Annotated in this window: 19 protein-coding genes and 1 pseudogene; 8 read left to right on the forward strand and 12 right to left on the reverse strand. The window is 42.8% G+C overall.

Going from position 1 to position 20,319, the window contains the following annotated elements:
• The first annotated feature begins 383 nt into the window (after positions 1-383).
• The gene (locus tag VB740_RS03535; protein ID WP_292786633.1) at positions 384-797 is read left to right on the forward strand and encodes an AbrB family transcriptional regulator; all 414 of its coding nucleotides are present in this window, start codon (positions 384-386) and stop codon (positions 795-797) included.
• A 198-nt stretch (positions 798-995) separates the two neighbouring features.
• On the opposite strand, the gene VB740_RS03540 is transcribed toward VB740_RS03535, so the two are convergent.
• Complete coding sequence (locus tag VB740_RS03540) at positions 996-2,900, reverse strand: chloride channel protein (protein WP_323198694.1); 1,905 nt, start codon at positions 2,898-2,900, stop codon at positions 996-998.
• Between the two features lie 191 nt (positions 2,901-3,091).
• Between VB740_RS03540 and VB740_RS03545 the strand changes: the two genes are divergently transcribed.
• Both VB740_RS03545 and VB740_RS03550 read left to right on the forward strand, forming a co-directional pair.
• The gene (locus VB740_RS03545; RefSeq protein WP_323198695.1) at positions 3,092-3,271 is read left to right on the forward strand and encodes a hypothetical protein; all 180 of its coding nucleotides are present in this window, start codon (positions 3,092-3,094) and stop codon (positions 3,269-3,271) included.
• 124 nt (positions 3,272-3,395) lie between these two features.
• Positions 3,396-3,782, forward strand: a complete 387-nt coding sequence (locus VB740_RS03550) for a hypothetical protein (RefSeq protein ID WP_323198696.1) — start codon at positions 3,396-3,398, stop codon at positions 3,780-3,782.
• Positions 3,783-3,962: 180 nt separating this feature from the next.
• On the opposite strand, the gene VB740_RS03555 is transcribed toward VB740_RS03550, so the two are convergent.
• Positions 3,963-4,445 carry a Panacea domain-containing protein gene (locus VB740_RS03555; RefSeq protein WP_323198697.1) on the reverse strand — a complete coding sequence of 161 codons (483 nt, stop codon included), beginning with the start codon at positions 4,443-4,445 and terminating at the stop codon, positions 3,963-3,965.
• A gap of 353 nt (positions 4,446-4,798) precedes the next feature.
• Positions 4,799-4,930 (reverse strand): hypothetical protein, encoded by a 132-nt coding sequence (locus VB740_RS03560; RefSeq protein WP_323198698.1) that lies wholly within the window; start codon positions 4,928-4,930, stop codon positions 4,799-4,801.
• A gap of 159 nt (positions 4,931-5,089) precedes the next feature.
• Between VB740_RS03560 and VB740_RS03565 the strand changes: the two genes are divergently transcribed.
• Entirely contained in the window at positions 5,090-5,701 is a 612-nt protein-coding gene (locus tag VB740_RS03565; protein WP_323198699.1) for a hypothetical protein, read from the forward strand.
• A 127-nt stretch (positions 5,702-5,828) separates the two neighbouring features.
• Here VB740_RS03565 and VB740_RS03570 read toward each other — a convergent pair whose 3' ends face one another.
• The gene (locus tag VB740_RS03570; RefSeq protein WP_323198700.1) at positions 5,829-6,197 is read right to left on the reverse strand and encodes a Dethiobiotin synthetase; all 369 of its coding nucleotides are present in this window, start codon (positions 6,195-6,197) and stop codon (positions 5,829-5,831) included.
• A 209-nt stretch (positions 6,198-6,406) separates the two neighbouring features.
• Between VB740_RS03570 and VB740_RS03575 the strand changes: the two genes are divergently transcribed.
• The 3 genes from VB740_RS03575 to glmS all read left to right on the forward strand — a co-directional run bounded on the left by VB740_RS03575 (position 6,407) and on the right by glmS (position 9,702).
• Entirely contained in the window at positions 6,407-6,643 is a 237-nt protein-coding gene (locus tag VB740_RS03575; protein WP_323198701.1) for a hypothetical protein, read from the forward strand.
• A 552-nt stretch (positions 6,644-7,195) separates the two neighbouring features.
• Positions 7,196-7,441 (forward strand): photosystem I iron-sulfur center protein PsaC, encoded by a 246-nt coding sequence (gene psaC, locus VB740_RS03580; protein WP_012411495.1) that lies wholly within the window; start codon positions 7,196-7,198, stop codon positions 7,439-7,441.
• Between the two features lie 368 nt (positions 7,442-7,809).
• Positions 7,810-9,702 carry a glutamine--fructose-6-phosphate transaminase (isomerizing) gene (gene glmS, locus VB740_RS03585; protein WP_323198702.1) on the forward strand — a complete coding sequence of 631 codons (1,893 nt, stop codon included), beginning with the start codon at positions 7,810-7,812 and terminating at the stop codon, positions 9,700-9,702.
• A gap of 264 nt (positions 9,703-9,966) precedes the next feature.
• Here glmS and VB740_RS03590 read toward each other — a convergent pair whose 3' ends face one another.
• A complete protein-coding gene (locus tag VB740_RS03590) occupies positions 9,967-10,092 on the reverse strand; it encodes a hypothetical protein (RefSeq protein ID WP_323198703.1) in 126 nt (41 codons plus the stop codon).
• Positions 10,093-10,239: 147 nt separating this feature from the next.
• Between VB740_RS03590 and VB740_RS03595 the strand changes: the two are divergent.
• Positions 10,240-11,082: pseudogene (locus VB740_RS03595) on the forward strand (ISLre2 family transposase); the annotation flags it as partial.
• Here the strand turns inward: VB740_RS03595 and VB740_RS03600 are convergent.
• The 7 genes from VB740_RS03600 to purC all read right to left on the reverse strand — a co-directional run bounded on the left by VB740_RS03600 (position 11,074) and on the right by purC (position 20,019).
• On the reverse strand, positions 11,074-12,324 hold the full coding sequence (locus VB740_RS03600) for a DNA cytosine methyltransferase (RefSeq protein WP_323198704.1): 1,251 nt from the start codon (positions 12,322-12,324) through the stop codon (positions 11,074-11,076). The pseudogene VB740_RS03595 and the gene VB740_RS03600 sit on opposite strands and share 9 nt — an antisense overlap.
• A 195-nt stretch (positions 12,325-12,519) precedes the next feature.
• Entirely contained in the window at positions 12,520-13,686 is a 1,167-nt protein-coding gene (lpxB, locus tag VB740_RS03605) for a lipid-A-disaccharide synthase (protein ID WP_323198705.1), read from the reverse strand.
• Between the two features lie 86 nt (positions 13,687-13,772).
• Positions 13,773-14,591 (reverse strand): acyl-ACP--UDP-N-acetylglucosamine O-acyltransferase, encoded by an 819-nt coding sequence (gene lpxA / locus VB740_RS03610; RefSeq protein WP_323198706.1) that lies wholly within the window; start codon positions 14,589-14,591, stop codon positions 13,773-13,775.
• A 313-nt stretch (positions 14,592-14,904) separates the two neighbouring features.
• Positions 14,905-15,435, reverse strand: a complete 531-nt coding sequence (gene fabZ / locus VB740_RS03615; protein WP_323198707.1) for a 3-hydroxyacyl-ACP dehydratase FabZ — start codon at positions 15,433-15,435, stop codon at positions 14,905-14,907.
• A gap of 99 nt (positions 15,436-15,534) precedes the next feature.
• Entirely contained in the window at positions 15,535-16,383 is an 849-nt protein-coding gene (gene lpxC / locus VB740_RS03620) for a UDP-3-O-acyl-N-acetylglucosamine deacetylase (RefSeq protein WP_323198708.1), read from the reverse strand.
• Positions 16,384-16,587: 204 nt separating this feature from the next.
• Entirely contained in the window at positions 16,588-19,122 is a 2,535-nt protein-coding gene (locus tag VB740_RS03625) for a BamA/TamA family outer membrane protein (protein ID WP_323198709.1), read from the reverse strand.
• Positions 19,123-19,281: 159 nt separating this feature from the next.
• Positions 19,282-20,019 (reverse strand): phosphoribosylaminoimidazolesuccinocarboxamide synthase, encoded by a 738-nt coding sequence (purC, locus tag VB740_RS03630; RefSeq protein ID WP_323198710.1) that lies wholly within the window; start codon positions 20,017-20,019, stop codon positions 19,282-19,284.
• Positions 20,020-20,319 lie beyond the last annotated feature (300 nt).

Here is a 20,319-nt window from a genome sequence, read left to right on the forward strand (position 1 = left end):
GAGGCTACGCCAATGATAATGCTCAGTACAACTGACCAATAACCAATTATCAATGACTAAGGATCAGTTTTACTTATCATTCTCTGACTCTATTATCATCTTCAGCAAGTAAATAACTTTTCGAGCGTCAGTTTAGAAAACTTAAAACTTGTATAGTCTAGCAGTGATTCACTAACTATATATATATAGTTATCAGCATTGGCAGCATTTTCTAAAATAGATTGTCTTGGGAATATTGGTAATAGCATAACAATTGTGCCTATGAGTGTAATATACTTGGCTAGGTTGAGATAAAAACTAAAGGATTATGTTCCTATTAGCTCAACGTCAGCTAAAATAAAATCGATTCCAACACTTCAAACATTCATTTTCGACCTAAGTTGATGCCTAAACAGAAAAAAATTGAACCCCTACTCGGTGAAGAACTGCTCAAAAAAGTCAAAGAGCTAGAGAGCGAGAGCAAAGAAGACAAAGCCAAAAAGTGCGGCTACTATACCGTTACCAAAAATGGTATAGAGCGCGTCAATATGATGAAGTTCTTAAATGCCCTAATTGATGCTGAAGGCATTCAGTTGGACAGTACACCCAGTGCTAATGGGCGTGGTGGACGTAGTGCTAGCTATAGAATTAGTGTGCAATCGAATGGTAACTTACTGATAGGTTCAGCTTATACAAAACAGATGAATCTGAAACCAGGAGATGAGTTTCTAATCACTTTAGGCAAAAAGCACATTCGTCTAAGACAGGTAGATCCAGAAGATCGGGAAGATGATGAAGCCATAGAAGCTACTGCTTAATAAATGGTCATTAGTCAATTGTCCTTTGTCATTTGTGAAAACCAATGACTATAAATAGTCATTAGTCAAGTGTCATTTTTCCTTTGTGAAAACCAATGACTAATGACTAATACAACTCTTGGAGAGGCTGCGCCCTAAGCGTAGCTATGCCGCAGGTTTTACGGCTTTGCTCTAGTACAAGTGACCAATGACTAATGACTAATGACTAATAACTATATCTGTGTTGGGTAAGACTGGTAAATAGTGGCGAAGTGCTTTGCGCGTAACTGCTAAATTGCAGGTTAATGCAATTTGCTCTTTTTCTAGTAAACCCAAAATGCGATCGGGTTTATCTCGTGCTACCACTGGTAATTGATGCAAACCTCTAAGAGTCATGCGGTCTAAAGCTTCAGATAATAGTTCATCCTGCCATGCATAAAGGATTTCAGTAGTACAAATGTCTATGAGGGTTTGGCTGGATAAATTATCTGGAACTTCAGTTAGCGAATTCGGGTAAGTTTGCCAAAGAGCAAGGGCACGGTTAATATCTTCCAGAGAAAGTATACCAACTAATTGCTCTGCTTCATCAATTATTAAAGCACTTCGGACGCGATCGCGGATCATTTCTACAGCGGCATCTAACACTCCAAGAGTTGCAGATAATTTTTTTGGGTTGGGATACATGGCATCTTCTACCAAAATTTGCTGCACAATTTCCGCTTTTTCATCTTTCAATTCCGAAAGACCAATCTGTTGTAAATTAGAGTTAGAGTTAAAAGTTGGTTTAATCCTTTCCACTAGCCAAACACTCAAACCCACAGCTGCCATCAAAGGTAAAACAATGCGATAGTCGCGGGTTAATTCAAACAGCATTAAAATAGCCGTTAACGGCGCTCTAACACTACCAGCTAGTACTGCTGCCATTCCTACCATTGCGTAAGCTGGGGGAGCTGCCATCTGATCGCCAATTGTCGGGAATGCTACAGCCAAAATTTTGGCGTAAGCTGATCCAAAAGAAGCACCTAAAAACATTGCTGGTGCAAACAAACCGCCGATGAAACCACTACCTGTACTAATTGCAGTCATCAGTAGCTTCACCACCAACAGCACCACTAAAAGGTAGAGAGGAAACTCCACATCCTGAAGCATTGCTTCTACAGTTTCATAACCGACACCCAAAATTTGCGGGAAGTACAAAGCAACTGCGCCAATTATGACACCGCCAATAATTGGATGAATCGACTTAGGAATTCGTCCCAAAAACTCAAAACCTGGAACATTCCCAGCAAAGCAGGCTTTTGCTAAACGAATTAATTGAGTATAAGCCAGAGAAACTAGGCTTGCTCCTAAACCCAAGCCAAGATAAAGGGGTAATTCTAAGGGACTACGAACTTGGTAAGCAGGTAAATCAAAAGCAGGTTGTGCCCCCAAACCAATTTGGGCAATTAATGCTGCTACCACCGCCGCTAGCAGCACCACACTCACAGCAGAAGTAGCGAAAGATGTAGCTCCCATCACCACCTCTAGGGCAAAAAATACTCCAGCGATGGGAGCATTAAATCCCGCAGCAAGTCCAGCCGCCGCACCAGCACCCAATAGCAAACGTTGTCGTTCTTGAGATACATTGAGAATCACAGACAACAACATGCCAAAATTTGCGCCAATTTCAACACTGGGTCCCTCTGGCCCCAAAGAAGCACCGCTCCCCAAAGAAACGGATGCAGCCAGCATCTTCGTAACTGGTCGTAGTGGTCGCCTAATCTCTGTTCCCTGAGAAGCGGCGATGAGAGATGAAAGTCCAGGGCCAAAGTCTTGAGTGCGCCAGCGCATCAAGCCAACAATTAATCCGCCAAGGGTGGGAACGCAGGCTAAAGTCCAAGCACCCCAAACGCCAATTTGACCCATTAAATTTTCCAGCATCAACTGGTGAATCAGCTGGATTAAATAGTGAAAGGTGACTACACCCATACCAGTACCACCGCCAATGAGCATGGCTAAAAATAGGACGACGGTTTCTGGCGATGGTTGAAAACGATTAATTAGGTGGGCTAAACGAGCGGAAGGTGTAGGAAAGGCAGGTTGTTCCGTTACCTTCCTCAGTTGAGTGGGAGGCAAGAGAGTCATTGAGAGGCGGGGTAAATGTAAGAAAAAATTTAAATTTTTATCTGTTACTTATCATTGTGAGCCATTATTTAGCAACCAGACAAGTAGACTTTATTTGCTTGATTTACAAAGATTTAGTAAAAAATGTCATTGTGCAAAATTTTGTGGAGAGAATGGTTAAATGGGAGACAATTATTATTTAAGGGTCAGCAATGCCTAGTTTGGGTGTAGTAGCTACGGCTAGTGAGGTGCGAGTGAGCGCCAACGCTATTCTTTCTAAAGACAACAAATTTTTGTGGGCTGGGTGGACGCACCCGCAAACAAAAACTTGGAGTCATCCTTACCTAAATCTAGCTATACTCGTGTTGCGACCATTGAGCCATCTTTGGTAGTAATACAATGTATGTATGATTTGTGGCTGATGTCAGACCATACTTGGAAGTCTGCTAAGTATTGATCGGAATTCAGTATAGCTATTGTTATAGAGCGAGTAAATGGACTAGGCGGACGAGGTAAATGAATATACACACCTTTGATAATCATTATGTTACTTGCCCAATTTGCCAAAGAAATGCTACGCCCAAACCATTAAAAACGCGCATGGGTTTGTTTTGCTGTCCCTATTGCCAGGAACGGCTAGTAGTTTGCCAAAGCGGTCATTACGTCCGCGATCCCTTTACTTGGAGACAATTGATGGTCGCTTCGTCGCTACGTCGTCAAAGCCGACCTTTAGCTAGGATTATCAGAGATTTTGTCTTGCTTAAGCGTCCTATGGTAGCCTTGGCTGTAGGAAGTGCCATTTTCTTTGGTGCGATCGCGCTGACTCAGGAAAATACAAGCTACGATCACCAAGGGTTTCCCACAACAGAGAAAGTTAATAAACCAGCAAACAAAACTCAGTAAATCGATTACTTTGGTATAAATCAAATCTAACTTTGATTTTTGTAATATTATAATTAAATACTTCTGTGAAACCGTGTCTTATTGCCCCAAATAGGACACGGTTTTACATTATGTTCGCTTAAATGCTTCAGCTTTGTTGGTTTAATACCTAATGTACCTTCTTTGACAACCTCAGTTTTCTTAATCTTTTTCTTCGGCACGAGATCCGTAGTACTCCTTCATCCACTGTTTCTGAATAACTTCGTTAGAAGGTTCATCAGGTGGTAGATTTCCTCTAGCCAAATTCCAGGGTGTCTCGGCATGAGTCATCTGCTCTAGTTCATAAGCATCGCAGGCAAAGTACTCTTGTGCAACCTCATCTAGAAACTCTTGAACCTCTTGGGGTAATTCCGGGTTAGCATCCTCTAAAATTGGTTGCCATCCAAAAAGCTTATACTTCTGGTACAGCACAGGTATCACAGGCCCATGTATCCAGGCTTGAAAATCCTCTTGGAATAAAGGAGTGTCATAGAGTGCAAGATGCCAAGCCTGAGCATAGTACACAAGCTTTTGCAGCTTTAGATTGCTTATAAAAGAGCCTGTTTCATTTGCTAACCAGATAAAGTAATCTGCTACGTTAAAACATGACAACACTACAACTACCCCCTTCAGATTGCTAGACAATAGCTAGCCTTCATCACCTCTTAATAGATCAGCTTACTGAGTTATCACAGTAAGAGCTATGAAGAATTTCTCTGCTTCTTATAGTTTAATTGTACTACTTTAAGTTTCTAGCTAGTGAATCGTAAAACTATCAATAACTTTTTGCAACTACCCCAAGGAGTTTTAACAATCCGCTACAACGGCATTGTCATACCCAAATCACCTAAATGCCCCTTATTTTAATCAAAATTTTTAACAATCATAGGCATTATGTCCTCAAATTTTGTTTTTGTTAGAGAGCCTAGATGCGCTTCTATATTCACAGGAAATGGAGGGACTATATTTACTTGATAAGGTTGTCGCCGTAACCCATCTCAAATGCCAACTCGCTGGCTTTGTGGCGCAAGATTTACAAGTTCTAGCAGTTTCTCGAAATCAAAATCAAAAGCTGTAGCTAGCAAAGTTTGAATTATCTGTTTTTGCTCTGGGCTAAACGTAATGCTCATAACAATTCTATTCGTTTACTTTTTCTATGATAAAGCCGTGATAAGTAATATCCCTGATGTCTTAAGTTGGGTTGACGCTTGAAATAATCTTGCTGAAAAACGGGAAGACTATGGTTACTCTCTAATGGGGAAATTTCCATGAAAGTCCTGAACAGCAAAATGCTCAAAAAATCTCTGTTTAACTGTCTAATTTTGCCTTTTTCCCTTGCACCCTGGCTGTGTGTGGGAACGCTTTTTGATTCTCAAGCCAATGCTTTACCAGGGCAAAGTACAGAGGAAGTAGGCACTTGGATTAAAGCACATCCTACACTTCGCCCCAGAAGTGGGGAGCAATTATTTGTGCAAAAGACTGATACTGCTGCTCAACGATTCACTTTTCAAGCCTCGGTATTGCCCCCTGGTAGAGTGGAGTTTTCCAAAGACCGTAGCAGAATCCGCAGTGAGCGTATTTCTATGTATGATGCCATTAACGGCATGACATTTGCCCGTCTCCAAGAATCCTTGCGGGTGATTTATGGCTTAGAGATTTATCAAGACTACGATCGCGCCCAAGTCGTGTACCAGTATCCTAACCAAAAGGTAGTTAACTCGGCGCGTCTTGCCAAAACTCCAATTCGGGAAGCTTTAAAGGGAGAATTACGAGTAGGCGATCGCTATGTATATTGGGTAGAAATTGCCCAACCCAAGACTGGCAAAGCTTTTACCGGTCAAATGACGGTTTTACTCAAAACTGACCTCAATAAGTTAGAAAATGAACTGCAAGTGCGGTAATGGGCATTAGTCATTAGTCATTAGTCATTTGTCTTCTCCCCCTGCCCCCCTGCTCCCTCTGCTCCTCTGCTCCCCTGCCCCCCTGCTCCCTCATCCCTTCTCATTTAAATATTACTGAATTGGTGTTCTATAGCTTCCCCAATCCCATAGGAGCAAGGGTTTGCCATATACCCGAAAAGATACTTTCAGATGCTAAGGAAATTCGTAGCAAATCTTCCTTCAGTAGTGGTGGCCAATCAACCCCGGCTTTACGCCCTGCGGCAAATAGCTGTTGGGCCTTAATGCTTAACTGATAAAGGGCCAAAGCCAGTTCCCGGTCTAGGCTCTTTGCATCTTTGAGGGCTTCAAATACCACTTTCAATGCCAACAAAATCGAGGTGATCTGACCGGGTACCGGTGGTTTCCCCTGTTTCATACGCGTCAACAGCGCATCTGGGTTTTCCTCGGTTGTAATTGTCTGATCTATGAGGAGTTTCCGAGCTGTTTCGTAATTCATGTAGTCAGTTTAGCGTACATTTTGCTTCAGCAGTAATACCTAATTAAAAAGTCATAAAATTGGCTTCTAGTTATTTATAGCAATCTCATTTGATTTGTGAAAAGATAGGCTTGGGGAAAATGATAAAGAATGTGCGATGCTCTAGCTTAAGCAGATAGACTGAATATAATATCTTTGAAAAATACGTCCCGCTTAGAATCAGAAGCAAAATGATATCACCGAATTTACTAGAAATTGAGCGCTCCGTCCGTGCCTTGTCTGTGGAAGAGCAACTTTGGCTACTAGAAAGTATTGCTCGACAAATTCGAGAAACTGAGTATACAAAAGACAAATTGGCTGATACTAAAAATCCAGAACAAGAATTGAAAGTGATAGTTAATGAGGCAAAGATTCCAATAGAAATTGCTGCTATAACTGATGAATTTGCAATTTCTGAAATACTCTGACATATAAAAGTAAAAATTATGATTTTACTAGATTTAAAAAGTTAAATATACAGCTTTTATAGATTCTCTCGTTTCTCTCGTTCCCAGTCTCTAACTGGGAATGCCTAATAGGGCGCTTGCTGCCTCTTGACTTGCGGCAGAGCCTATCAATGTTAAGGCATGATTTGAGTTATCGATTTATTGTCAAATTTTTGGTTTTAACAAACTCCAAAATATAGTGTTTTCTCACAATTAATGGAGGATTGCTATAGTTGCCAATCAATAGATACCATAGATAATTTCTGCATCTAGTCTTGGAAATTGACTTTTGTTTCATTTGTCTTTACTATTCAACCCCATTATGGTATATCACTGGGGTAAATACGCTCCTATGATGTCCTAATTAATAAAGCAATAGGGATGATCTCGGAAAAACAACTTATCAAGGGTGCTTATTACATTGTTTGAAGTTATGTAGCCTTTTGATTACGGCCTATCAACCACTGCGGTAAACTATGCGTTGATTATGATTCTTTCGCAGAGAAGAACACCTCGAAAGGAGCGGTTTTTTCAATGTCTCATACCGTAAAAATCTACGATACCTGCATTGGCTGCACCCAATGCGTCCGCGCTTGCCCTACTGATGTACTGGAGATGGTTCCTTGGGATGGCTGCAAAGCTGCTCAAATTGCCTCTTCACCCCGTACAGAAGACTGCGTGGGCTGTAAGCGCTGCGAAACCGCTTGTCCCACCGACTTTTTGAGCATCCGGGTTTACCTGGGCGCTGAAACAACTCGCAGTATGGGTCTGGCTTACTAAAAAGCTCAGTGCTAAGTCACCGAACTTCTGATCGCAATGCGGGTCTACTGCCCAACTGTTCTTCCAGAACTGTTGCCTTGTCTCCCTTGTGTCCAAGGGAGATTTGCTCAGAGTTCTCGCTGAGTTCTGGGTCTTGAGTCCTGAGACAATAATGAAGTAAATCAAAAAAATAATTTTTTGATTCTTCACTCAGCACTCAGAACTCAGAACTCAGTGTTCAAAAATTTTAAAGTTTCTTAATAGCAAGCATCTTTAGCAATACCTAGTGGTAGAGGGAGTAATTTACTCCCTTTTTTCTTTGCAAAACGTCGAGTTTATGCTAAGAACTATACTGGATTTAATCATCCTGAAAAAAAGTGGTGTGAACAATGTGCGGAATCGTTGGATATATAGGCACTCAAGCGGCGACAGACATTTTATTGGCTGGGCTGGAAAAACTAGAGTACAGGGGCTACGATTCGGCTGGAATCGCCACTGTTTGGGAAGGTGAGGTTAATTGTGTACGGGCAAAGGGCAAACTGCATAATCTGCGTTCTAAACTGGAACAAATAGAAACCCCTGCCCAAATTGGTATTGGTCACACACGCTGGGCAACTCATGGTAAACCAGAAGAGTACAACGCCCATCCTCATTTGGATACGGCAAAGCGAGTGGCGGTGGTGCAAAATGGCATTATCGAAAACTACCGCGAGTTACGCGAGGAACTCAAAGGAAAAGGACACCAGTTTCTTTCTGAAACTGATACAGAAGTAATTCCCCATCTTATAGCCGAATTTTTAAAGAATTTTCCCCCCTCATCTCCCCCATCTTCCTCATCCCCCTTCCTAGAGGCAATTCGCCAAGCCGTTAACCGCTTGCGCGGGGCATTTGCACTCGCAGTTATTTCTGCTGACTACCCCGATGAATTGATTGTTGTTCGCCAGCAAGCGCCTTTGGTAATTGGTTTTGGGCAAGGGGAGTTCTTTTGTGCGTCTGACACGCCTGCGATCGTTGCTTACACTCGTGCAGTGCTACCTTTAGAAAATGGCGAAATTGCCCGCCTCACTCCTTTGGGCGTTGAGATTTACAATTTTGCTGGCGACAGGTTGAAAAAACAACCCAGGCTGCTCAACTTCAATCCTGCATTGGTAGAAAAGCAGGGATTCAAACACTTCATGCTCAAAGAAATCCATGAGCAACCAGGGGTAGTAAGAGCTAGTTTAGACGCTTACTTTAATAATTTTGGAGAATCTAGCGAATCGCCGATAAATCTTGGTTTACCTGCGGATTTATACAACAATTTAGAACAAATTCAGATCGTCGCCTGTGGTACGAGTTGGCACGCAGCATTAATCGGAAAATATTTAATCGAACAATTAGCAGGAATTTCAACTCAGGTACATTATGCTTCTGAGTATCGCTATGCACCATCACCTATGACGGCTAACACGTTGATCATTGGCGTTACCCAATCAGGTGAAACGGCTGATACTCTAGCAGCTTTGGCAATGGAAAAAGAACGTCGCCAGGGGAAAGAACCCCAATATCAAGGGCGACTACTGGGCATTACCAATCGCCCCGAAAGTAGCCTTGGTGATATGGTACCGCATGTCATCAGTACCCTAGCGGGAATCGAAATTGGAGTAGCTGCGACAAAAACTTTTACCGCCCAACTGATGGCGTTTTATGCTTTGGCATTGGATTTAGCGGCTCGTCGCCAGACAGTTTCAAAAGACACGTTAGAGAAAATTATTAATGGGTTGCGGCAGATTCCCAAAGAAATTGAGGCAACTTTAGAAACTCAGGAACGTTTAACCGAACAGCTAGCCCATGAATTTGCTGAAACCAAAGATTTCATTTTTGTGGGAAGGGGAATTAACTTTCCTATTGCTTTGGAAGGGGCTTTGAAATTAAAAGAAATCAGCTACATTCACGCCGAAGGGTATCCGGCTGGAGAGATGAAACATGGCCCGATCGCACTATTAGATGCGAAAGTACCTGTAGTTGCGATCGCAATTCCTGGTAGTGTTTACGAAAAAGTTATTTCTAATGCCCAAGAAGCTAAAGCCAGAGATTCTCGGTTAATTGGCGTGACTCCCGTCAACGATGGCGAAGCTGCGGAAATCTTTAACGATCTTCTTCCCGTCTCTCATGTAGAAGAGTTACTTTCTCCGATTCTGACAGTAGTTCCTTTGCAATTATTGGCTTATCATATTGCCGCCCGTCGCGGTTTGGATGTCGATCAGCCAAGAAATTTGGCCAAATCTGTAACGGTGGAATAGTCTATAAATTCTTCTTTAACCTCTTGTACAACAATAAAAAAGTCGTATAACAAATAAAAAAGTTATACAGTTGTACAATTCTTCCTGTGGGTGTATATGTAAGCATCTACAGGAGTTTTTATTGTAGAGGAATAAGAAAGTTGGGAATTAATTAACAAAGTTGGAACATAACTCTTGAGGGTAGATATTGCGATCGCCTTCAAGAGATTTCTTATGGCTAGAGGTAGACTAGAGTAGACATCCTCTAAGTTGGAGCTTTAGCTCTTAAACTTCCTCATCACGAGTGGCATCGTCAGCAACCAGAAACACCAAATTATTCAGTAATTGACGGAATTTTCCTTGATTACCTTGATTACGGTAAATATTTTCTACCAACTGCGGTACTGTCACCGCCTCATTACGAACTGTTTGGGAGCAATGCGATTTTGTGAGATGACCCCACCTGGAGAGCGATCGCTAATAAACTCTTACGTATATATTTAGTATTTTATACAAAATTTACAGCAATATTGCTTAGAAGATACAACCTACTACCAAAAAAGATTGACATATAAATTTGGTCAAATCGGTATTGATTTATGTCAAACTAAAATATCTAACTTGCAACAAGGTAAATTACCTGATGGGAATATACTTAAAGACCAGAGAGTTGTAATTGCTGTAGATGGTGGCAGGAGTAGAATTAGGATTAATAAAAAAGGTAGAAAAAATCCCAAAACAAACAAGCATGGCTTTATAGGGGAATGGGTTGAGCCAAAGTTATTAACAATTTATGTGGTTGATGAACAGGGTAAAAAAGTTAGAAATGGCGAAATAAAGATTGTAAATGATGGCACTTATGAAGACTATAAAGGCTTTTTACCAATTTTAGAAATGCATCTGATTAGTTTGGGAATTAGTCAAGCAAAACAAGTTTTATTAATTGCTGACGGTGCTGAATGGATTTGGAAACATATTCCTCCTCTTTTAAAGAAGTTAAAATCTCCTGATGCCACTTATCAATTATTTGATTTTTACTATGTTACTGAGCGACTACATAAATTTGCTGATGTCGCTTTTAGTGATGAGAAGGATCGGAATAATTGGTTTAAAAAAGCACGGAGAACTTTAAAAAAAAGTAATGCCATGACTATAATTAGGCAGATGGATGAATTTATCTTTGAAGCTACGGGCGAACGTTGTAAAACTATGGTAATATAGAGAAATTACCTTTTACGTGCCTATCGTGAAAGGCGTTTAAATTATGCTAAAGTCATAACTCAAAAACTACCTATTGGTAGTGGTGCAATTGAGAGTTTAATCCGTCAAGTTGTCAACTTAAGAATCAAGGGTAATAGTAAATTCTGGTTGAAAGAAAATGCAGAAATTATCTTACATTTGATAATATTGTGCTGCTTGCGACATATTAAATTGTAATAGCTTCTCCTCTCCCAACTTATATCGGAAACTCGGCTTAAAAGGCGATATATTCATACTGCGAATAATTTCTGCTGCCACAGCCTTTGCTAGCAACGGTGGTACAGAGTTACCAACTTGCCGAAATCCATGCCATTTAGTTATATGAAATCTAAACCAATCTGGGTAAGAATGCAATCTTGCCGCTTCCCTGACTGTAATACAGCGCGGCGTAAATGGATGAATCGGTCTAGGAGATGTGAAAGAACCCCTATACTTGTCTGTTCCCGCTCTTAAAGTATTACAGACACCAGCAGGATGCAGCTTATAAAAACGACTAATTTTTTCTCTCTCGCCTTGTTGAGTATCCTGAAAACGTTGAATAGTTTCCGCAGAATGTTTTGTTCTTAAACTTGAAGAAAGTATTCGCAAATCATATTCCCGTTTGTACGAATAATCATCATCTATATATTTAATACCACGAAGTATAAGAGCATAGTTGCTAGGCTTTTCGTATTCTGCTACAACCCAATCTCTTATTAGTAACTCTGGATAGTTTTCTATTTTAGGTAAATCTCCAATTGCATCCCATACTGTAGGACTCAATGGGATCTCAGATTTTTTTTTAGAAGTTAAGTTATTTGGTAATGCTTGTTTAGTAATTGGCTGAGGATATTTCGGTAACTCTACATCCTCCCTTGCACCTATGAGAAATAATCTCTCACGGGACTGTGGTACTCCGTAATGTGCAGCGTTGAGAACTTGGTAATTTTCTTCTACTTTATAGCCGTAAATTTTAAACTCGCTAATTAAGTTTTGGAGAATTTGTTTATGTTCGCCAACTGTGATCCCCCGGACATTTTCCATTACAAAGAACTTTGGTTTTAGCTCAAAAACCAGCCGATGAAAGTGAAACACTAAAGAGTTTCGTGGATCATCTACAACTCGTTTACCAATTAGAGAAAAACCTTGACATGGTGAACCACAAATTACCACATCAATTTCGCGATCGCCAATCTCAGATCGATTCCTAATTTCTTCCCCGGTTGTATCCACAACACTTTTACATAACACTGAGCAATAAGGAAAGTTAAACTCATGTGTTGCACAGTGGATGGGGTCAATCTCCACAGACGCTAGCACATCAAAACCAGCTTGCTCAAAGCCAAGAGTCATACCGCCCGCGCCAGCGAACAAATCAACTGCGATCGCTCTTTGTTTTTTCATCTCATAAGCCATGACACCCCAATCTAATTCGTAATTTCTAATTCGTAATTCGTAATTACCCTATGAAAAATGCGGCTTCTGGCAAAAACAGGTGCTTTATACTTATTTTATTCATAAATAAACTGATTGATTCTCTATTTTTAATTACGAATTACGTTAGCGTAGCGGTAGCGAGTCCGCGAGCGTCATTACGAACTACGAATTATTTGGTCGCATTTGCAAAATCTCTTGAGCAGCGCGATCGCACACGCCAACTTCTCCTAAACTTTGCCGCATTTCCTCATAATCTGCCAAAGTTTGCTCTCTGCAACGGGAATTGAGTAGCAGTTCCATCGCTGTTTGGATAATATTCTCTGCTGTGGCTTCCTCTTGTAAAAATTCTGGCACAATCTGCTTCATCACTACTAAATTGGGTGGCGATGCAAAGGTTACAGAACCTTTGAGGATTTTACGAGCTATCCAAGCAGTCAGCGGACTTAGGCGGTAAACTACAACTTGCGGCACATTTAACAGAGCAAGTTCTAGGTTAACAGTACCAGACTTGCTAATGGCTAAATCAGCCGCAGCAAAAACTTCCTTTTGTTGACCTGATAGAACTGTAGCCCTCAAACCGTAACGCTTAATAGCCTCCTCTATTGGCTGTCTATAGACTTCCAGAGATAGGGGAATCCAGAAATGAGCTTCAGGTAATTTAGCTTGAATAGTTTGGGCAGCTTGAAAAATAACTGGTAAAAGATATTTTAGTTCTTGGCGGCGAGAGGCGGGGAGGAGTGCGATCGCAATTTGTTCTGGTGCAATTCCCAATGTTGCACGCGCTGCTTCCCGAGTGGGAGCGTCCTGCATTCGGTCAACCAAGGGATGTCCTACCCAACTAACTTTTGCCCCTTGCTGGCGAAAGTAATGGGCTTCTTGTGGGAAAATTGCCAACAGCTTATCTGTAAAGCCAACAATCCGGTTAGTGTTACGCAAACTGATTGACCAAGCCCATTCTTGGGGAGCGATGTAATATACCACAGGCACATCTGGTAACTCTCGTTTCATATAAGTCCCAATTCCCAGATTCGGACTCATATAATCGATCAGCACCACTAAATCAGGTGGATTTTGTTTTAGAGAAGCGATCGCCTGACGTTGCACCCGGAGAGTCGGTAAAATATAAGGCAGCCCTTCTAGAATACCCATTGAGCCAATACTACTGGTATTTCCCAGCAGAGTTGCCCCAGCCTCTAACATTTTTTCGCCACCCAGCGCTACAATCTCTAATTCCAACCCAATCGCCACAGCTTGGCGCTTCAGCGCTGTAATTAGCAGCGATCCTTGTAAATCGCCAGATACTTCGCCAGTGCTGATAAATATCCGCATTTGATAATTGGTAATTAGTAAAAATTAGGAGTGAGTAGTTAGGAGTTCAAAATTTAATTCATAACTCCTAACTACTATTTCACATCTCACGATTCATCACTCGCGCCTTTTTTGTTCTTACCGGGAACCAAGCCACGTCTTCCTGGCATTTGAGAAAGTAGCAGGAAGCGGCGCAGATGTTGCAATTCTTCGCTATCCCCCAACAGTTCCAGTTGTTCCAAAGCATCTTTAAAGGACAAATCAGAACGGTAGAGAATGCGGAAGGCTTTTTTCAGCATTTGCAAATCTGCTGAGTCCATACCAGAGCGCTTGAGTCCCACAAGGTTGAGGGTTCGCACCCGTGCTGGATTTCCCTCGACTAGCATATATGGGGCCACATCCCGGTCAATCCGTGCCATGCCTCCCACCATTGCCTGTCTACCAATATGCACAAATTGATGGACACCTAAAACCCCACTGAGCCTAGCGCGTGACTCTATATGCACATGACCCGCCAACGCCACAGAGTTAGCAATCACTACCTGGTCTTCAATCACGCAGTTATGAGCTACATGGACATAAGCCATCAGCAAGTTACCATCACCAATTACTGTTGCTTCACCAGCCCCAGTAGCGCGGTTAATGGTAACGTACTCACGAATCAAGTTGTTATCACCAATTTTGACCCAGGTTGGTTCTCCCACAAACTTGAGATCCTGGGGTTCCATGCCGATGGCTGCACCTGTAAAAATCTGATTTTGCGCCCCAATTTCACAAGGCCCCTCTAGCACGGCATGAGCGCCGATTATTGTTTCAGGGCCCACTTTGACATGCTCTCCAATCACAGCATAGGCACCGACTTGCACTGTATGGTGGAGTTCCGATTTCGGATGAATTACAGCAGTTGGATGAATTAGCGTTTTCAAGGGTGAATCTCCAGAACTGTCTTGATAAGCCAGCGCCGGGTGGGGTTTTTAAAGCAGTGCGTTACCCTGGTTAAGAGAGTTATACTGACTGCCGTCCCATTGAAGCGACTGGCATTGTTGAGCGTTAAGTATTTCAGTGAACGAAAGTGTCGGGCAAAGCAAGTTAAGTGTGTTCGTGAGTGCGTCTCGTAAAGAGGGCGTCGAAAATCAAGAAATTATTCAGATGCTGTAGTGGATTTTTTTTAACTGCGATCCTTTTTCAGGATTCAGTAAGGGCATTTCACGGCTATGCCAATACCACGAAAGCAAACTTTTAATTAACTAGAGAAAACATTAATTCCCCTTCACAAGCAAGTTGACCGTCGACTTCGGCACGACCTTGCATCTTACCGAAACGACGTTGTTTTACCCATAACAGTTCCACCGTTATTACTAGCTGATCCCCCGGTACGACCTGGCGGCGAAAGCGAACTTTATCGATACCAGCGAAGACGAATAATCCGCCTTCTACCGAAGACATTTGAGTTAGAACAATGCCTCCAACTTGTGCCATTGCTTCGACAATTAGCACCCCTGGCATCAGTGGACGTCCTGGGAAATGTCCTGGAAAATGGGGTTCGTTGATAGTGACATTTTTAACGCCAACAGCTTTTTTACCTGGAACGTAGTCAATTATTTTGTCTACAAGTAAAAATGGGTAGCGGTGGGGTAGCAATTTCTGAATTTCTTCAGATGTAAAAGTTGTTTTAATCTCAGATATGATTGTAGTCTCATTTATAGCCTGTGGTTCGGTAGATGTAGGTGTGGTCGTATCGATGGTATTAACTTCAGTGAGAATTGACATTGGCCGTGTGGTTAATTTTTTATCTGAAAGTTGAGTAGGCAGGCGTATATAGAAAGCCTTAATCATCTTGGATTGTAAACTTTGGAGCAAATCTAAAATCTAAAATCCAAAATCTAAAATTTTCTGAGCCAGTTGAATGTGTAAATTGTGGCTGGCTTTATATGCTAAGAAATGAGCACTAGGAAAAGCTCCTAGTAAACTTAAATCTCCTACTAAATCCAAAATTTTATGACGGACTGGCTCATTTGCAAATCTTAATGGTGGATTTAGCCAGCCTTCTGACCCGCAAACGAGTGCATTGTCCAAACTGCCACCTTTTATTAACCCTGTTTTTTGTAAATGTTCAATTTGATGCAGTAACCCAAAAGTGCGGGCAGGAGCGATTTCCGTAGCAAAGCTAGCAGAAGCGTTTTCTAATTCAGCGGTTAGTAACCAACTGTGCCACTGATTACCAATAGCGGGCAGGTCAAAATCAATACCGTAACTAAAACGGGTTTCTGGTGCTGGGAGGGCACATACAAAGGCATCGCCTTGATAAACCCATATTGGTTCTGTAACAACCAAAGGAACTTGGTTGTTAACGGGTTGTGGTACTAATCCAACTTGAGCAATGTTGGTTGTCCATACACTTGCTGAACCATCTAAAAGTGGAACTTCTGGACCATCAATTTCAATCCGGGCATTATCCACACCCATACCCGAAAGTGCTGCCAACAAATGTTCTACGGTGCGGACATATACTTCGCCTTTGCCCAACTGAGTTGAAAGAACAGTGTGACTAACTGCTGCAACTTGGGCTGGAATGATCGGCAAATCCGGTAAATCCACCCGCACAAAGTAGCGTCCACTTCCTGCCTCAGCCGGTAGTATCCGCACTTGGGTACTCACACCGCTATGCAGTCCTACACCTGTTTGGGTGATTTCGGCTGCTAGAGTGTGGTGTTGCATAGTCTAAAAGTCAGTATATTTCTTTTAGTATTGTTCATCGCCTGTTTTGGTAGAATCCCTGATATTCCCCTGAAAATGTCATTAATCCCTTTATCGGAACAGTATTGAGGTAAATGTAAAAATTAGCAAGCTAATCTAGAAAAGTTAATTGTCATTTGTCCTTTGTGATTCACTAATGACCAATGACCAATGACTAATGACAAATTAAAACCTTTCGCCAATACCGAAGTTAATCCGACTATCACCGTCATCGTTGATACCATAGTCAATACGAATTGGCCCCAGTGGAGACTGGACGCGAACGCCAAGACCATAACCGTAGCCACTCCCGTTTTTATTGAGCACTTCAGCGGGCTGGGTAGTAGTTCCCAAGTCACTGCCAATATCAAAAAATAGTGCGCCGCTGACTACTGAAAAAACTGGGAACCGATACTCAACTGATGCTTGCACATAAGAGCGTCCACTACTTAATGCTCCTTCCTCATAACCCCGGACGGAGTTACTACCGCCAATGGTAAAGGCTTCGTAGGGAGGCAAGTCACCAAGAATGGTTCCCGCTTGCAGATTAAATGCTAAAGTTTGTGCCCCTTTGCTAAGGCTAATCAATTGGACGGGTAAATATTGGCTGTAGCTACCCCGCAATCTGGTCAGGAAAATGTTGCCTTGTCCTATAGGCACAGACTGATCTACCCCAAAGCGGAGATAAGAACCGCTAGTGGGTTGCAACGGGTTATTACGGAGATCGCGTTGTGCGCCTAGTTGCAATAGCACCAAATCGTCTTCACCTGAGCTAGATAAGGTAAGTGGAATTTCGCCGCTGATGCGGTTCCCGTTATCGTCAAACACCGCTCCTGTTCTTTTGAGATCGCCATCGCGATCGCGGGCGGAAACTCGTTGATACTGGAAACCGGCTGAGGCTGTCCATACTGAACTTTTATAAGGATTGGCGGAAAGGGGACGGGTAAAAGTGACACCGCCACCTAGACGGAGAATGCGGGGGCGATCGCCATCATCCGTTTGCCCTTCTTGGAATGTCCTAATATCTTGATCTTTGCCATCAAAAATCAACGAAATGGAACTGCGCCGAAAAAGATTGGTTGTGTAGGAAGTCCGGTAAGGATCTCCAGCAATCCAGGGGTCTGTAAACCGCACATCAAACAGCAGTTCTCGTTCTCCCACCTGTACTTCTGCTCCCAGTTTTTGGTTTCTACCGTTCAGGTTTTGCTGTTGATAGCTAACTGTTCCAAAAAGTCCGCTAGCAGAACTAATCCCTGCCCCAGCTGCAATCGAACCACTGCTGCGTTCAGCTACATTCACTACTACGTCTACTTTGCTAGGGTCAGTACCAGGATCAAGGGAGACATTCACATCTTCAAACAGTCCTAGTCCATACACTCGCTGTAAGTCTCTTTGCACTGTGTTGCGATTGAATACTTGTCCTGGCTTCAACTCCACTTCTCGCGTAATGATGTAATCCTGTGTCCGTCCCCGAATTGGTTGTCCTTTCTCGTCTGTCTCCTGACCATCTTTATTGCGGAACCGGACTCGAATATTCTCTACTACACCTTCTGCTACTTGTAAGGTAACAACCCCGTTTTCAGAAACTTGTGGCGCTCCAATCACGTTGGCTAGTACGTAACCTTGGTCTTGATACCGCTTGTTTAACTGCTTGATGCCTTCTTGCAAGTCACGCAAGTTGAGGATTCTGCCATACTGATCCTTAAATACTTCATCCACAGTATTTGCTGGGAGTACAGAAGCAACACCAGTGCCAGGATTGGCTTGCACTTCAACTTTGCTCAGGACGGGGTTAGGTTGTACCACAAAGCTCACCCGCACTCCCAAGGGGGTATCTTCTGGCGCTGCTTGCACGTTGGAGAAGAAGCCAGTACCAAAGATGGCGTTAATATCTTCTTGCAGTTGGCTACGGGTTGTTGTTCGTCCTGGTTGGGTACGAATTACTCTGTAAACTTGGTTTTCCAGTTCTGGTGATAGTTGCCCAGCTTGCGATCTAATTACTACTTCCGACACCAGTACGCGGGGGTCATTGGCTTCTGGGGTTGTGTTGGGTTGAGTATCTCCCGGAGTTGTTGGCGGGTTAACATTCTGCGGAGTGGGAGTAGTATCTGGGCTTGGGGCAGGTGTTCGTTGTTGACCACCTGGAAATGGAAGTTCAGGAGTGGTTGATGGTTCTGGAGTTGTGGGTAATAAGGGTTCCGTTGTCGGTGGATTGACATTTTCTGGGACAGGAGTAGTCTCAGGAGTAGGGGAAACCGTTGGTTGTTGAATTTCTGGCGGTGGGATGTCTGGAGCCGGAGAGGGCTGTTGAGTAGGGCTGGTGGGATTTATTTGAGGGGTCTGTGCAGTTTTTGGCGTTGTGGAGGTTGGCACTATTACCTCTGGGGTTGCGTACGCGTAGCCCGCACTTCGGCTCCTTTCGACTTCGCTCAAGGCAAGTCGCTCAGTGACCACCGCAGGCATCGCTGCTGGATTGGCAGGGTAAACTGCAACAATGCGGGATTTACCCGCTTCCATAACCCCTGTGAGATTAGGTCGAGATTCTAAACTTTTACTAGGGTCAATCTGACCTTTGTCCTTTTCTGGCTGCTGATTTGTTTCTAGTGTCAAAACTTCTGTTGTCTGTTTTGAACTGTTGGCGGTTTCTGCATTTGCACTCAATGAACCGCCCAAAGGGACTGTGATTGCTACTGCTGCCAGCAATACGGGAGATAAACGCATTTTACTTATAATTCCTCTTCACGACCACACACACCGTCACAAGGCAATAATGCCCTTATGCCAAAGGTAAAACTCAAAACATAATTTTTTTCTTTTGCTTTTTTACTTTACAAGGCAAAAGGCAAATATAATTCCTTCTTACTTTTAGCTTTTACCTGTTCAATTTGTAGTTTCTACTGCTTTTAGCACGCGTTGTAAAACCTCCTGGTAGGCATCCTCTACATTTCCTAAGTCTCGGCGAAAGCGGTCTTTGTCCATTATCCGGCGGCTTGAGTCCTCTTCGGCGGTATCCCACAAACGGCAGGTGTCGGGGCTAATTTCGTCTGCCAAGAGCAACTGCTGCTGTGAATCCAAACCAAACTCTAGTTTGAAGTCTACTAGGGTAATGCCGCATCGCTGCCAAAAGTTCTGGAGAAATTCGTTGATTTGCAATGCAAGATGTGTAATTGCGTCTACTTGTTCCGCAGTAGCTAGCTTTAGCAGGTACAGGCGATCGCGTGTAAGCAAAGGATCTCCTAACTGATCGTTTTTGTAATAAAACTCTACCAAAGGCTGTTTTAGAATTGTACCCACTGGTAAGCCAGTTTGCTGACACAGACTACCAGCAGCAATATTTCTAATAACTACTTCTAAGGGTAAAATCTTTACTGCCTTCACCCGCATCTGATTCGGGGTAGGGCTGTCGATAAAGTGAGTCTTTATACCATTTGCCTCTAGCTGTTTAAAAAGCTGACTAGAAATGCTACAATTAATTTTTCCCTTTTCTTGAATACTGCCACGTTTTTGGGCGTTAAATGCCGTGGCGTCGTCTTTAAAATCGGCCAACAAGACTTCAGGATCGTCGGTTGTATAGAGAATTTTGGCTTTGCCTTCGTATAACTTGGAATTAACAGACATAGTGGCAGGTAAAGTTCTAGGCGATGGACAAAAGCTGTCCTTTGAGGCTTCACCATTTTATCTTTAGTTATTAACTATTAGCCATTGGTGATTATTTAAGAGGGTACGGGGACACGGTAAATTGGGCAGAGGTCTATAAAGAACACCTAACGCGCCAAGAAGGCAGACGCGCACAGAGGGAAATCTTCCCGCTCTTCTTGTCCTTTCCCTATTTTTGGTCACTGGTCAGCAGAAAGTTGCTAAAGATTCACCAGCCCCGTTGGGGCGGGGGTAGGGTATTGGGTGTTGGGTGTAGGGGAA

The organism is Nostoc sp. UHCC 0251, from assembly GCF_034932245.1.
Classification (GTDB): domain Bacteria; phylum Cyanobacteriota; class Cyanobacteriia; order Cyanobacteriales; family Nostocaceae; genus Nostoc.